Annotated in this window: 12 protein-coding genes; 6 read left to right on the forward strand and 6 right to left on the reverse strand. The window is 68.0% G+C overall.

Translation table 11 applies throughout. From position 1 onward, the window contains the following. The first annotated feature begins 251 nt into the window (after positions 1-251). Positions 252-2111, forward strand: coding sequence for a DNA polymerase III subunit gamma/tau (locus tag CHRYSEO8AT_RS04500; protein WP_159846828.1), 1860 nt, complete (start codon positions 252-254; stop codon positions 2109-2111). An 8-nt stretch (positions 2112-2119) separates the two neighbouring features. Here CHRYSEO8AT_RS04500 and CHRYSEO8AT_RS04505 read toward each other — a convergent pair whose 3' ends face one another. Together CHRYSEO8AT_RS04505 and CHRYSEO8AT_RS04510 are read right to left on the reverse strand one after the other, a co-directional pair. Further along, a complete protein-coding gene (locus tag CHRYSEO8AT_RS04505) occupies positions 2120-2674 on the reverse strand; it encodes an ActR/PrrA/RegA family redox response regulator transcription factor (protein WP_159846833.1) in 555 nt (184 codons plus the stop codon). 87 nt (positions 2675-2761) lie between these two features. Continuing rightward, positions 2762-4216 carry an ActS/PrrB/RegB family redox-sensitive histidine kinase gene (locus CHRYSEO8AT_RS04510; protein ID WP_236547420.1) on the reverse strand — a complete coding sequence of 485 codons (1455 nt, stop codon included), beginning with the start codon at positions 4214-4216 and terminating at the stop codon, positions 2762-2764. 44 nt (positions 4217-4260) lie between these two features. Here CHRYSEO8AT_RS04510 and CHRYSEO8AT_RS04515 point away from each other — a divergent pair, with 44 nt between their 5' ends. The 4 genes from CHRYSEO8AT_RS04515 (at position 4261) to CHRYSEO8AT_RS04530 (ending at position 7404) form a co-directional block, all read left to right on the forward strand. Continuing rightward, entirely contained in the window at positions 4261-4884 is a 624-nt protein-coding gene (locus tag CHRYSEO8AT_RS04515; protein WP_159846836.1) for an SCO family protein, read from the forward strand. Between the two features lie 101 nt (positions 4885-4985). Further along, entirely contained in the window at positions 4986-6266 is a 1281-nt protein-coding gene (locus CHRYSEO8AT_RS04520; RefSeq protein ID WP_159846839.1) for a polyhydroxyalkanoate depolymerase, read from the forward strand. Further along, positions 6232-6951 (forward strand): M48 family metallopeptidase, encoded by a 720-nt coding sequence (locus tag CHRYSEO8AT_RS04525; RefSeq protein ID WP_159846842.1) that lies wholly within the window; start codon positions 6232-6234, stop codon positions 6949-6951. The genes CHRYSEO8AT_RS04520 and CHRYSEO8AT_RS04525 overlap by 35 nt, the downstream gene beginning before the upstream one ends. 75 nt (positions 6952-7026) lie before the next feature. Continuing rightward, positions 7027-7404: a lysozyme inhibitor LprI family protein gene (locus tag CHRYSEO8AT_RS04530; protein ID WP_159846845.1), complete on the forward strand. Its 378-nt coding sequence runs from the start codon at positions 7027-7029 to the stop codon at positions 7402-7404. A 24-nt stretch (positions 7405-7428) separates the two neighbouring features. On the opposite strand, the gene CHRYSEO8AT_RS04535 is transcribed toward CHRYSEO8AT_RS04530, so the two are convergent. From CHRYSEO8AT_RS04535 to CHRYSEO8AT_RS04550, 4 genes are all read right to left on the reverse strand, one after another. Then, entirely contained in the window at positions 7429-8652 is a 1224-nt protein-coding gene (locus CHRYSEO8AT_RS04535; RefSeq protein ID WP_201304357.1) for a GAF domain-containing sensor histidine kinase, read from the reverse strand. A gap of 58 nt (positions 8653-8710) precedes the next feature. Further along, complete coding sequence (locus CHRYSEO8AT_RS04540; protein WP_159846851.1) at positions 8711-10816, reverse strand: PBP1A family penicillin-binding protein; 2106 nt, start codon at positions 10814-10816, stop codon at positions 8711-8713. Positions 10817-10922: 106 nt separating this feature from the next. After that, the gene (locus CHRYSEO8AT_RS04545) at positions 10923-11546 is read right to left on the reverse strand and encodes a trans-aconitate 2-methyltransferase (protein ID WP_159846854.1); all 624 of its coding nucleotides are present in this window, start codon (positions 11544-11546) and stop codon (positions 10923-10925) included. Next, complete coding sequence (locus tag CHRYSEO8AT_RS04550; protein WP_159846857.1) at positions 11543-12490, reverse strand: alpha/beta fold hydrolase; 948 nt, start codon at positions 12488-12490, stop codon at positions 11543-11545. Before CHRYSEO8AT_RS04550 ends, CHRYSEO8AT_RS04545 begins: the two co-directional genes overlap by 4 nt. Before the next feature lie 153 nt (positions 12491-12643). Between CHRYSEO8AT_RS04550 and CHRYSEO8AT_RS04555 the strand changes: the two genes are divergently transcribed. After that, entirely contained in the window at positions 12644-13738 is a 1095-nt protein-coding gene (locus CHRYSEO8AT_RS04555; RefSeq protein WP_201304358.1) for an aromatic ring-hydroxylating dioxygenase subunit alpha, read from the forward strand. Positions 13739-13849: the final 111 nt, after the last annotated feature.

A 13849-nucleotide genomic window follows, 5' to 3' on the forward strand; every position in this document is an offset into this window, starting at 1 on the left:
GTACGCTATACCTCGCCGCATGGCGGTTCTCCTTGAGCGCGATTGCATCCTCGTCTCCTCCCCATGAAATGGGGAGGGAGACCGCGAAGCGGTGGAGGGGCTCTGGAAGTCCCACAGGTGTCGGTGATGCGGTGAAGAGCCCCTCCGTCGCAGCGCGAAGACGCGCCGCCCCACCTCCCCGCAAAGCAGGGCGGAGACGAGGGCCGAGAATCGCTTCTACCCGCCCCTGACCCGCTGTAAGACTTCACCCCATGACGGACAGCGACACGAATCTCGACGGCCCGCCCTGGGAAGAGGACGACGTCGTCCAGCGCGACGAGAACACCGACGACATGTTCGGCGCGCCCGCTGCCGCGCCTGAGCCGGTCGCGGCGCCCGTCGTTGCGCCAGTCGTGGCCAAGCCTGCCCAAGCCCATGCCGACGTCGCGGCCCATGTGGACGACGGGGCCGCCTATCAGGTGCTGGCGCGCAAATACCGGCCGCGCACGTTCGAGGATCTGATCGGGCAGGAGGCGATGGTGCGCACCCTGACCAACGCCTTCGCCACCGGCCGGATCGCCCACGCCTTCATGTTGACCGGGGTGCGCGGCGTCGGCAAGACGACCACCGCCCGTCTGTTGGCCCGCGCCCTGAACAACGAGACCGATGTCATCGACAAGCCGTCGCTGACCCTGACCGCCCACGGCCGGCACGACGCCGCCATCATGGCCGGCCAGCATATGGACGTGATGGAGATGGATGCGGCGTCGCACACCGGCGTCAACGACATCCGCGACATTCTGGAAAGCGTCCGCTATGCGCCGGTCGAGGCGCGCTACAAGGTCTATGTGCTGGACGAGGTCCACATGCTGTCGACGCAGGCGTTCAACGCCCTGTTGAAGACGCTGGAGGAGCCGCCGCCCCACGCCAAGTTCATCTTCGCCACCACCGAGATCCGCAAGGTGCCGGTGACGATCCTGAGCCGATGCCAGAGGTTCGACCTGCGCCGGGTCGAGCCGGAGGTGCTGGTCGAGCACCTGGGGCGGATCGCCGACCGCGAAGGCATGAAGATCGAGACCGATGCGCTGGCGCTGATCTCGCGTGCGGCCGAGGGGTCGGTGCGCGACGGCCTGTCTCTGCTGGACCAGGCCCTGGTTCAGGCCGAGCGGGGCGAGACGGTAAAGACCGAGACGGTGCGCGACATGCTGGGCCTGGCCGACCGGACCCAGACCATCGCCCTGTTCGAAAGCGTCATGGCCGGCCGCACGCCCGAGGCGCTGGAAAGCTTCCGCACGCTTTACGGTTTCGGCGCCGATCCGGTGCAGGTGACCAACGACCTGCTGGAACATTGCCACGCGGCGTCGGTCGCCAAGATGCTGGGGCCGAATGCGACGCGCCTTCCCAACGACCAGGCGCAGAAGCTGGCCGCCCTGGGGGCCGCCATCCCGGCGGCGACCCTGTCGCGGACCTGGCAGATGCTGCTGAAGGCGCTGGACGAGGTGCGGCGCGCGCCCAATCCGGCCGATGCGGTCGAGATGGCCATCGTGCGTCTGGCCTATGCGGCCGATCTGCCGGGACCGGAGGAGGCGCTGAAGCGGTTGCAGTCGGGCGAACCGCTGGGCGGCGGCTCGGCCCCGCGTGGCGGTGGTGGTGGAGGCGGCGGCGGGGGAACCTCGGCGCAGCTGGCCGCACGCCCGGTCATGGCCCCAGCCCTGCCCGATCCGCAGACCTTTGAACAGGTCGTCGCCCTGATCGGCGAGAAGCGCGAGGTCGGGCTTCAGATGGACGTGGAACGGTATGTGAAGCCGGTCTCGTTCAAGCCCGGCGCCATCGTCTATGAAAGCGTCCAGGGGGCGCCCATCGAACTGGCGCGCAAACTGTCCGCCCGCCTGCGCGAATGGACCGGCCGCACCTGGCTGATCGCCGCCAATGGCCAAGGCGGCGCCGAGACGGTCATCGAACTTCAGAAAAAGGCCCGCGCCGCCGAACGCGCCGAGGTCGAGGCCAACCCCTTCATCAAGGCGGTGATGCTGGCCTTCCCCGGCGCCAAGCTGGGCGAGATCAAGACCATCGCCCCGACCGTCGTCACGCCGGAAATCCCGGACGCGTCCGAGGACGACGACGAGGACTGAAGAGCCGCCTACCGCGGCGCGCGCTTGGCGAGGATGCGTTGAAGGGTGCGGCGGTGCATGCCCAGGCGGCGGGCGGTTTCGGAGACATTGTGGTCGCACAGCTCGTAGACGCGCTGGATATGCTCCCAGCGGACCCGGTCAGCGCTCATGGGGTTTTCGGGCGGCTCAGGCGAATCGCCAGTGGCCAAGAGGGCCTTGACCACGTCGTCGGCGTCGGCGGGCTTGGACAGATAGTCGACGGCGCCGGCCTTGACCGCCGCGACCGCCGTGGCGATGGCGCCGTAGCCGGTCAGCATGACGATGCGGGCGTCCTCGCGCTTTTCGCGTACGGCCTCGACCACCTTGAGGCCGTTGCCGTCCTCCAGCCGCATGTCCAGCACGGCGAAGGCCGGGGCCTTGTCGCGCAGCAACTGGGTAGCCTCGGCGACGGATTCGGCGGTGGTCACGTCGAACCCGCGCGCCTCCAGCGCGCGGCCCATACGGGTGCGCAGGGCCTGATCGTCGTCCAGCAGCAGCAGGGACTTGTCGGGCAGGGCGGCGATGCGGGCTTCTAGTTCGGACATTCGGTTCTCTCCTGCCGCTTCAAGTCGGGACGGGTAGCGTGTGGGTCAAGGCCAAGGTTCCGCCTGCGACGCTAAGACCCAACTCGGTCATGCGGCGACTTCCAGCGCCGGTCGCGCCCAGCGCACAGCCACGCGGGCGCCGCGCAACGCCCCCTTGGCCTCGGATTGCGCCAGGCCCTGGCCTACGCTGACCGAGCCGCCGGTGCGTTCCAGAAGGGTGCGGGCGATAAAGAAGCCCAGGCCCATGCCGCCCTGGCTTGGGGCGATGGGCGCCTCCACCGTCGCCCGGCGCTTGGAGGGGCGGGCGGCGGCGGCGATCTGGGCGGCCAGGGCCTGGCGCGCCTTGCCCTGGGGCCGGCTGGTCACATAGGGCTCGCCCAGGCGGGGCAGGATGTCGCTGGCGAAGCCCGGCCCGTCGTCAAGGATGTCGATCTCGATCCAGCCGGCGTCGACCACGGCCTGGACCCGCACGGTGGTCGCAGCGAAGTCGGCGGCGTTCTCGACCAGGGTGGACAGGCCGTGAACCACCTCGGGCAGGCGGCGTACGCGCGGCGCGGGCTGGCCCGGCGGCGTCTTGACCAGCACTTCGAACGCCAGATCGAAGCCGCGGTGGGGCTCGACCACCTCTTCCAGCAGGGCCTTCAACGACACGTCGGCATAGAGGGCGTCGTCGCCCTCGGGCTGTTGCGACAGCTGGGTCAGGATGCCCCGGCAGCGTTCGGCCTGTTGCAGGATCAGGGCGGCGTCCTCGGCCGCGTCGCTGTCGGGGGCGGAGGCGCGTTGAAGCTCCTTGGCCACCACCTGAATGGTCGCCAACGGCGTGCCCAGTTCGTGCGCCGCCGCCGCCGCCAGACCGCCCAGGGCCGCCAGCCGTTGTTCGCGTTGCAGCACGTCCTGGGTCGTGGCCAGGGCCAGCTCCAGCTTTTCCGCATCGGCCGCCACCCGCCAGGCATAGCCGGCGGTGAAGACGACCCCCGTCACCAGGGCCATGGCCATGCCCAGCCGATACAGGGTGGGCAGGTGGAAATCCTCGTAAGGGCGCCAAGGCAGAGGCTCGGACCAGAAGAACAGCAGGCCCACCGCCATCAGGGCCAAGACGCCCAGCATCAGGGCCTGACGCGCAGGCAGGGCGGCCGCCGCGATGGTCACGGGCGCGACCAGCAAGAGGCAGAAGGGGTTCTCCAGCCCGCCCGTCAGCGCCAGCAGCACGCCCAGCTGGAAGATGTCGAAGCCCAGATGGATCGCGGTCTGACGCCCGTCCGGCAGGCTGGCCTCCAGTCGCCGCACCCGCGCCATGGCCCCGACGTTCACCGCCGCGCTGATGGCGATGACGATCAGGCAGGGCCAGAGCGGCAGGGGGAAGTGCAGCCCCTGATGCGCCGTCAGGATCGCCGCGCTCTGACCCACGATGGTCAGCCAGCGCAGCACGATCAGGGTGCGCAGCGAAAAGCCCCGCCCGCGACGCGGCGCGTCGCTCCAACCGTTCAACGGCTCGGAATATGATGCGCCGTGCGGCGCATTGCGGGCTTCTGTCGGGATCACACCGCTTCTATAGACCGATCAGATCCGTTTCGTGAGAGGCCGTCATGCCGCGTCGTTCCATCCTGCTGTTCGCGGGCGCCTGTATCGCCATCGCCGTGGCCCTGGCCATCATCACCGTCGTGGTGGTGAGCGGCCGCACGCCGGCGTCGAACGGCGCCGAGATCACATCGACCGGCCAGCCTCTGGTCGGCGGGGACTTCAACCTGGTGAACCAGGACGGACGGCCCGTCGATCAGACGATGTTGAACGGCAAATGGAGCCTGGTCTTTTTCGGCTTCACCTACTGCCCCGAGTTCTGCCCCACGACCCTGGCGGAAATGGCCGTCGTGCAGCAGCGGCTGGACGACAAGGCCAAGAATCTTCAGATCGTCTTCGTCAGCGTCGATCCCCAGCGCGACACGCCCCAGGCGCTGAAGGACTATCTGTCGTCGGACGGGTTTCCGAAGGGGACCATTGGTCTGACCGGCACGCCGGAACAGGTGGCGACGGCGGCCAAGGCTTACCGCGCCTTCTACGAGAAGGTCGGCGAGGGCGAGGCCTATACGATGAACCACTCCCTGACCGTCTATCTGATGGGGCCGGACGGCAAGTTCCGCACGGCCGTCGCCTATGGAATGGGACCGGACAAGACGACCAAGATCATCGAGGACGCCATCGCCCGAGGTTGAATGGGCGGGGTAAGGGCTATTCCGCTGCCTCATAATCCTTTTGCAGGGTGATGCATTATATGTTGCCCTGCACAAACGGCGATGGGCCGTAACGGATCGTCATGCTCTACGCATTTCATGAACTCGCCTACCAATCCGCCCTGCCGTTCCGGGTCGGCGCCCAGATGGCGCGAAACTTCTGGACTTCGCCCTTCAATCCGGCGGCGGACACCGCGATCGGGCGCACGGCCTACGCCTCGGCCGAACTGTTCGAGAGCGTCACGCGGCGGTACGGCAAGCCGGACTGGAAGCTGGAGACCCTGGAGATCGGCGGCAAGACCGTCCGCACCACCGAACAGGTGATCTGGCAGAGCCCGTGGTGCCGCCTGGTCCGGTTCGCGCGCAACATCGGCGACTTGAAACGGGCGGGCAAACCCGTCGCCGCGCCCGCCGTCCTGATCGTGGCCCCGCTGTCGGGTCACTACGCCACCCTGCTGCGCGGCACGGTCGAGGGCTTCCTTCAGGACCACGACGTCTATGTCACCGACTGGATCAACGCCCGCCAAGTGCCGGTGCTGGAAGGTCGGTTCGACTTCTTCGACTATATCGATCACGTCCGCATGATGCTGGCCGAGATCGGCGGCCGCGCCCATGTCGTCGGCGTGTGCCAGCCCGGCCCGCCGGTGCTGGCGGCCGGGGCCGTGATGGCCGAGGACGGCGACGAGAACCGGCCCCTGTCCATGACCTTCATGGGCTCGCCCATCGATGCGCGCCTGTCGCCGACCGTGACCAACCAGCTGGCGGAGGAAAAGCCCTTCACCTGGTTCAAGTCCAACATGATCCACACCGTGCCCCTGCCCTATTCCGGGTTCGGGCGCCGCGTCTATCCGGGCTTCGTCCAGCTCTACAGCTTCATGTCGATGAACGAGGCGCGCCACCGCGACGCCCACTGGGACTATTTCAACAGCCTGATCGACGGCGATGGCGACGGGGTCGATAAGCACGAGGAGTTCTACGACGAATATCTGTCGGTGCTGGACCTGACCGAGGAATTCTATCTCCAGACCATCGACATCGTCTTCCAGCAGCATCTGCTGGCGCGGGGCCTGTTGGAGCATCGCGGGCGCAAGGTCGATCTGTCCAAGATCACCGACATCGGCCTGATGACTGTCGAGGGCGAGAAGGACGACATCTCCGGCGTCGGCCAGACGCAAGCCGCGCACGGCCTGTGCCCCAACATCCCCGAGGACCGCCGCGTGCTCTATGTCCAGCCGGGCGTGGGCCATTACGGCGTGTTCAACGGCCGTCGCTTCCGTGACGAGATTTATCCCCGCGTCCGCGATTTCATCGCCCAGAACGAGGCCATCGGTGGCGTACCGCAACGATCAGCGGCTGCCGCTTGACGAGGGGGGCGGGTCTGGTCCCGTCCTGAGACTGTCGGTCAATCCACGCGCCCGACGACTGTCGGTGCGGATCGACGCGCGGGCGGGCGAGGCCGTGGTCATCGCCCCGACCGAGCGTGGCCTGACCCAGGCCGTCGCCTTCGCCCGGACCAAGTCCGTCTGGATCTGCGAACGGCTGGCGGTGCGGCCAAAGGGCCGACCGCTGGAGCCGGGTCAGGTCATTTCCCTGCGCGGTCGCCCCGTGCGGCTGGAAGCCGTGCCGGGCGCCGGCGCAGCGCGGCTGGTCGAAGAGGGAACCGTCATCCGCTCGGGCGGCGAGGGCGAGGCCTATGCGCGGCGGGTCGAGAACCTGCTGAAGCGCGAGGCGCGCGACACGCTTCTGGAACGCACCGACCATCACCTGCGCGCGCTGGGCCAGACGCCGGTGAAGATGTCGATCGCCGACACCCGGTCGCGCTGGGGCTCGTGCAGCCCGCACAATCGCACCATCCGCTATTCCTGGCGCGTCATCATGGCCCCGCCCCCGGTCATCGACTACCTCGCCGCACACGAGGTCGCCCACCTGGTTCACGCCGACCACAGCCCGGCCTACTGGTCCGTGGTCGAACGTCTGGTCGGAGATCACAGGCCGTGGCGCAAATGGCTGAAGGATTATGGCGGCGCCCTGCACGCGGTGGGGCGGTAAGGCACCGGTCGATCCATACGGAAACTCCTGAGCCTCGGCGCGTTTGGTCTGCGCCATCCCAATCAGGAACGCCCCATGAAAACGATGATCACCCTGTCGGTCGCCTTCGGTCTAGCCCTCGCCGGCGCGTCTTCCGCATCGGCGCAGTCGCAGGCGACGATGAACGCGAACGCCGCCCAGGACATGCAGAGGGCGGACCGGGCGCTGAACGCCCAATACACAGCCACGATGGCGCGGCTATCGACGCCCAGCCGGACGTTGCTGCGCACCGCCCAACGCACCTGGATCAGCTTCCGCGATCAGGAATGCCGCTTCGAAGCGTCGGGCGTCCAGGGCGGGTCCGCCTATCCGATGGTGCATTCGGCCTGCGTCGCACGCCTGACGACGGAACGGACCCGGCAGTTGCGGACCCTGTCGCAATGCCAGGAAGGCGATCTGTCATGCCCCCGGTGAGGGTGGCATGACGACGGTCGTCGCCTAGAGCGGCAAGGACGTCGCCGCGACCGGCATGCGGAAGACGAACCGTGTCTCGACCTCGTCCGAAACGACCGTCAGTTCGCCGTTGTGGGCGGTGGCGATCTGGCTGGCGATATAAAGGCCCAGGCCCAGACCGTCGCGCACGTCGGCCGTGTCGCGGCGGTTGAACGGCTGGAACAGGCGCGGCTGCACCGTCTCGGGAATAGGCCGGCCGCCATTGGCCACCGACAGTTCGAAGGTCTGGCCCACCACGGCGGCGGCCACCCGCACCGGCTGGTCGGGGTCGCCATGCACCAGGGCGTTGGCCAGGAGGTTGGACATCAGTTGGGCGATCCGGTCCGGATCGCCCGGCACGGCGTCGGTCAGGGCGATGCCAGCCTGAACGATCCGGCCGGGGTGGGCGGCGCGCAGCTCGTCCACCACCTGATTGAGCATGGCCGGCAGTTCGGTCGCGGGGCGCCGCGCCAGGCTGAGCCCGCCGCCCAGACGACCGCGGGCGAAATCCAGCACGTCGTTGATCAGCCGGCTCATGCGTCCCGCCGAGCCGCGCATCTCGCCCAGGATCCGGCGCGTGTCCTCGCCGGTGACCTTGCGTTCCAACAGGGTCGCGCCCGCCTCGATCGCCGCCAGCGGATTGCGCAGGTCATGGCCCAGGACGGCGATGAACTGATCGCGCAGTTCGGCCGTCTCGCGCGCATCCATCAGCGCGGCCTCGGACAAGGCCAGTCGCCGGCCGGCGTCCAGCTGTGTCGCGATCAGACGCGCGAACAGTTCGAACATCCGCACCGTCTCGGGCCGCGAGGCGGGCGCCGGCCGGGGGTCGATGGCGCACAGGGTGCCGAAGAAGTCGCCGTCATCGAGCACGATGGGCACGGCGATATAGCTTTCCAGTCCATAGGCCTTGGGCGTCTGGTGATCGCGCCAAAGCTGGTCCGCCGAGGCTTGGTCGAAGGCGATGGGCGCGCGGGTCTGGCGCACCTCGTTGCACAGGGTGGAGCGGATCGGCAGTTCGCCCCCGACCGGCAGGCCGAAGTTGACCTCGTCCAGCACGGCGCAGGCCAGCCAGCGGTCCTCGGTCACATGGGCGACGACGACATAGCCCATGCCGGTGACGCGGGCGCAGACCTCAAGAATGTCGCTGACGTCGGCCAGGGCGGCCACAGCCGCCGTCTCCGGCGTCTCGATGATGAGCGTCGTCGTTCCGTCGTCGCTCGTTGCGCTCACCGACATGGCTCCACCGTAGCGGCAAAGCCCGCCCGTGTTAAGCGCACGCCTGCGTGGGTCAGAAGAACAGGGCGTCGCCCTTGCGTTCGGGCTGGCGACCTTCCGGTTGCTGGTTGGGCGTGTCGCGCTGCATGGGCTTTGGAGACGGTTGGGGCGAGGTCGGGCGGAACGTCGGCTGTTTCGGCGACGGCTGCTGGACCTGCGCCTCCGGGTCTTCGACATAGGGCTCGCCCAGCAGCGGATCGACGGGTTCGACCGGCAGGCCGTTCTGGTCCAGGCCGCTCATCAGGTCGCCCACCGGATCGGGCGCGACCCAGCCCTCGGGCATGGCCGGGCCGTCGGGGATGCGGGGGGCGTTCAAGCGCGGCAGGGCCGCCTCCATGAAGCCCTTCCAGATGGCGGCGGGCGACGAGCCGCCCGTCACGCCGCGCATGGCCGTGTTGTCGTCCTTGCCGACCCAGACAGCGGTGACGAAGCCGCCGGTGTAGCCGACGAACCAGGCGTCCTTGTAGTCCGACGTCGTGCCCGACTTGCCGGCCAGGTCGCGGCCGGTGATGGCCGCACCGCGGCCGGTGCCGGAGGTCATGACCCCGCGCAACATCTGGTTCATATAATAGAGCGACGGATTGTTGATCGCCTGGCCGCTTTGGCCGGTCTCGCGCTGATAGATGACGCGGCCCTGGGGCGTGCGGATGCGGCTGATGCCATAGGCGTCCACGCGGCGTCCGCCATTGGCGAAGGCGTCATAGGCGGTGGCCATCTCCAGCGGCGAAACCTCGACGGCGCCAAGCGCCATGGCCGGTTCCAGGCCGATGCGGCTTTCGATACCCAGGCGGCGCGCGGCGCGGGCGACGCTGTCGCGACCGACCTGATCGGCGACATAGGCGGCGACCGTATTGGTGGACTGGGCCACGGCCTGGGCCAGGGTCATGTTGCCGCTGAAGGTCCCGGAATAGTTGCGGGGCGACCAGTTGCCGATGGTGATCGGCTGATCGACCACCGGGGTCTGGGGCGTGTAACCGGCCTCGACCGCCGCCAGATAGACGAAGGGTTTGAAGGCCGAACCCGCCTGACGGCGCGCATCGACGGCGCGGTTGAACTGGCTGTCGGCATAGGAGGCGCCGCCGATCATGGCACGCACTCGGCCGTCGCCGTCCAGGGCGACCAGGGCCGCCTGCTGCACGCCCTTGCCCTCGTCGCGGTCCAGGATGCGACGCACCGACCGCTCGGCAGACGTCTGCAGCGTCAGGTCCAGGGTGGTCTCGACCACCATGTCCTCGGTCGGTTCGCCGACCAGGCTGCGGATCGACTTGTCCAGCCAGTCGATGAAATATTGGGCGTGCTGGGTCGCAAGCGTTCGCGAGACGATGACCGGCTGGGTCACGGCCTGTTCGCGCTGGGCGGCGGTGATGACGCCGGCCTCTTCCATCTCGTTCAGGACGACGGTGGCGCGAGCGGCGGCGCGCTCGCTCTCGGACACCGGCGAATAGCGCGACGGCGCCTTCAGCAGGCCGGCCAGCAGCGCGGCCTCGCCCACGGTCAGGTTCTTGGCCGACTTGTCGAAATAGCGTTGCGACGCCGCCTCGATCCCATAGGCGCCGGCGCCGAAATAGACCCGGTTCAGATACAGGGCCAGGATTTCCTTCTTAGAGAATTTCATCTCCAGCCAGACCGCCAGCATCAGTTCCTGCACCTTGCGGCGCATGTTCTGGTCAGGCGTCAGGAACAGGTTCTTGGCCAGTTGCTGCGTCAGGGTCGATCCGCCCTGCACCACGCGCCCGGCGCGCATATTGGTCGCCATGGCGCGGGCCATGCCGATCGGGTCGAAGCCGGGGTGGTGATAGAAGCGCCGGTCCTCGATGGCGATGAAGGCTGCGGGCACATAGTCCGGCAAGGCGTCCAGATCGGCCGGCGGCGCCATCTGGGTGCCTCGCGTCGCGATCAGGGCGCCGTTGCGGTCCAGATAGGTGATCGAGGGCTGGCGATCGACCTTGTACAGGCTGGAAGTGTCCGGCAGGCCGCGCGCGAAGACGGCGAAGAAGACGACCAGGAAGATCAGCCCCCAGACCGCCAGCACCGCGCTCCAGTAGAACAGCCGTTGCCAGGCCGACCGGCGGGGCTTGCCCTGCGCCTGTTGTCCGCCCCCGTTACCTGGACCCGCCATGACTATCCTTCAGATGCCGCGCTGGGCGGGTTTTCGTTCAGAGGCTGTGTATCGCGGATGAACGACCGCCGAAACGGTCCCGCCGACTTCACGGGATCGTGAGCGGCTATTTCGCCGAAAGAAAGGCGCGTCGGGCCAGCCAGACCCCCGTTTTCGCCCCGTCGCCGTCGATGGTCAAACCCGCGTCGGTCAGCAGGGCGCGATAGGCCTCGGGATCGAGGCTGGCGTGATACAGGGGCTCGCCTCGCCACACGCCGATGGTCTCGCCGTGCGCTGGACCGGAGGTAAACATCAACCGTCCGCCGTCGGAGACGCAGCGCGCCAGTTCCGGCAGCACCCTCTGCTGCTCTTCGGGGCTGAGGTGAAACAGGCTGTGCCAAGCCAGCACGCCGTCGAAAAGAAGGTTCGGCAGGGGTTCTCGCATATCCGCCGTCGCCCACACGCCCGTCGGCAAGGTGGCCTGGGCATGGGCGATCAGGGCCGGCGACGCATCCAGACCCATGACCTTGAACCCTCGTTCCAGAAGGGCCGCACCGATGGGCCAGCCCGATCCGCAACCCACGTCCAGGATGGAGGCCGCCGGAGGCAGTCCGTCGACGAAGCGGTCGAGCCAGGCGGCTTCGTCCAGGCCGCCGTCGCCGTGGTGCAGGACCGCGCCCCGGTCTCTGATCCAGTCGTCGGCCCTGTCCTGATACAGACCGACGATCCGTTTCGCGGCCGGATGGCTCACTGGGCCAGGAAGGCGTCCAGGTCGCCGTAGAAGGCCTGAGGCTGGTCGAACATGATGAAGTGGGCGCTGTCGTCGATGCGCTTCAGTTCGACGCCTTTCAGATTGGCGAACGAGGCCTGATAGATGGCGTCGGTGATCTGGGGCGTCATGCGCGCATCGTTGAACTTGACGTACAGCACCTCGGTCGGGGCGGTGATCTTCGACAGTTCGGGGCGCAGGTCGGTGGTGATCAGTTCGCGGAAGGCGGCGGCGGAGACCTTCTGGTCGCTGGTCCTCATGTCCTCCAGCGCCTCGGCGCGGCGGCTCTCGGTGTTGATCATGCCGGTGATGGCGGTCGTGGCCTGGGCGACATAGGCCTCGCGCGGGCTGCTGGATTGGGCGGTCCAGATCTGGTCGGCGACGGGGGTCACGCTGTCGGCCATCGCGCCCGGCGCTGCGAACATCGCCCCCATAAAGGGCACCATGTCCACGACCATCAGTTTGCCGACGCTGTCGGGATGACTGGCCGCCAGCATCAAGCCGATGGTCCCGCCCATCGAATGTCCGACCACGGCCGGCTTGATCAGTCCGTTCTCGCGGATGTAGCGGGCGATCTCCTCGGCGACCGGAGCGGCGACGAGGCTGGGCGTGGCGCCCTGGGCGTTGCCCTCGGCCGGCGCGCCGGCGAAGCCCTGGACGTGGATGCGGTGGATGCGCCAGCCGGCACCGTCCTGGGCCGTCAGATGATCCACCGTCCCCTGCCAGACCTCGGGCGAGGAACTGAGGCCGGGGATCAGGATGATGTCGCGCCCATCCATGTCGCCGTCGACGCGGACATGGATGCGGTCGGAAACGAAGGCCGCATGGCTGTGGCCGTGTTCGGGATGCGTCCCGTGCCCGTCCTGGGCCGAAGCGATAGCCGGCGCGCCCAGCATGGCGGCGGCGATGGCGAGGATGCGGAACATGGCGAAACTTCCCTTGGACGACCTGAGCGGCGTTCTTCGGACAAGACATAGCCCCGCCGCGACAGGCAGGGGAAGGGTCTATGGCTGCGACGCCCACGCTGTTAAACAGCGCGGATGACCGCCGCTCCCGTTCAGCCTACCCAAGCCACACCCATGGCCGAAGCCGCCCCGTCCAAGGCGGGCGTCAGTCCGTTCGGCAAGGGGTTCGTCACCGACGCCTGGTATTTCGTCGCCCTGGGCCGCGACGTCGCGCCCGCCAGCCTGAAACGCTACGAGATCATGGGCGAGCCGGTGCTGATCGGCCGCACACGCGCGGGCCAGGTCTATGCCATGCGCGACATCTGTCCCCACCGCGCCGCGCCGCTGTCGGCAGGAAAGCTGGTGGAGAAGCCCGGCGAGGGTGAGACGGTCGAATGCCCCTATCACGGCTGGCGTTTCCGTACCGACGGGGTCTGCGCCGCCATCCCTTCGCTGGTCGAGGACCAGGCGTTCGAGGCCAATCGCATTCGCGTGCGGTCCTATCCGGTGCGCGAGAGCCAGGGGATCGTCTTCGTCTGGATGGCGTCGGACGCGCGCAATCCGATGGAGCCGGACCACGAGCCGCCAGTCTTCCCCGGCGTTGTCGGCGGCGAGGCCAAGCTGGTCGAGGCGATGGATTTCGACAGCCATATCGACCACGCCGTCGTCGGCCTGATGGACCCGGCACACGGCCCTTACGTCCACCAGCAATGGTGGTGGCGGTCCGAACATTCGATGCACGAGAAGGCCAAGGCGTTCGCGCCGACCGAGTTCGGCTGGGCCATGGTGCGCCACGCGCCGTCGTCGAACAGCCGCCTCTACAAGATCCTGGGCGGCGCGCCGGCGACCGAGATCACCTTCCGCCTGCCCGGCTTCCGCTGGGAGCATATTCAGGTCGGCGAAAGACAGGTCCTGGCCCTGACCTGCCTGACCCCGATCACAGACACGAAGACGCGGATCACCCAGATCTTCTGGTCCGACCACTGGATCTTCGACCTGGCCAAGCCCTTCCTGCGTATGGGCGTGGTCGCCTTCCTGAAGCAGGACGGCGGCATGGTGAACCTGCAGAACGAAGGGCTGCGCTATGACCCGGCCCTGATCTGGATCGACGACGCCGACAGACAGGCGAAATGGTATCAGCAGCTGAAGCGGGAATGGGCCAAGAGCCGGGCCGAGGACCGGACGTTCGTGAACCCGATCCAGCCGGTTACGCTGCGGTGGAAGAGCTGAAAGCCGACGTCTCCTCCCCACCTGTGGGGAGGGGGACCGCGCGAAGCGTGGTGGAGGGGCTTGAAGTCCCACAGACGCTTGTGATGCGCCGAAGAACCCCTCCGGCACGGC

This window comes from Brevundimonas sp. G8 (assembly GCF_902506205.1).
Taxonomy (GTDB): Bacteria; Pseudomonadota; Alphaproteobacteria; order Caulobacterales; family Caulobacteraceae; genus Brevundimonas.

Coding starts and splice junctions, on each gene's coding strand:
- CHRYSEO8AT_RS04540 (WP_159846851.1), bottom strand. CDS start 10,816: ATGGCGGGTCCAGGTAACGGGGGCGGACAACAGGCGCAGGGCAAGCCC.
- CHRYSEO8AT_RS04520 (WP_159846839.1), top strand. CDS start 4,986: ATGCTCTACGCATTTCATGAACTCGCCTACCAATCCGCCCTGCCGTTC.
- CHRYSEO8AT_RS04515 (WP_159846836.1), top strand. CDS start 4,261: ATGCCGCGTCGTTCCATCCTGCTGTTCGCGGGCGCCTGTATCGCCATC.
- CHRYSEO8AT_RS04555 (WP_201304358.1), top strand. CDS start 12,644: ATGGCCGAAGCCGCCCCGTCCAAGGCGGGCGTCAGTCCGTTCGGCAAG.
- CHRYSEO8AT_RS04530 (WP_159846845.1), top strand. CDS start 7,027: ATGAAAACGATGATCACCCTGTCGGTCGCCTTCGGTCTAGCCCTCGCC.
- CHRYSEO8AT_RS04550 (WP_159846857.1), bottom strand. CDS start 12,490: ATGTTCCGCATCCTCGCCATCGCCGCCGCCATGCTGGGCGCGCCGGCT.
- CHRYSEO8AT_RS04500 (WP_159846828.1), top strand. CDS start 252: ATGACGGACAGCGACACGAATCTCGACGGCCCGCCCTGGGAAGAGGAC.
- CHRYSEO8AT_RS04505 (WP_159846833.1), bottom strand. CDS start 2,674: ATGTCCGAACTAGAAGCCCGCATCGCCGCCCTGCCCGACAAGTCCCTG.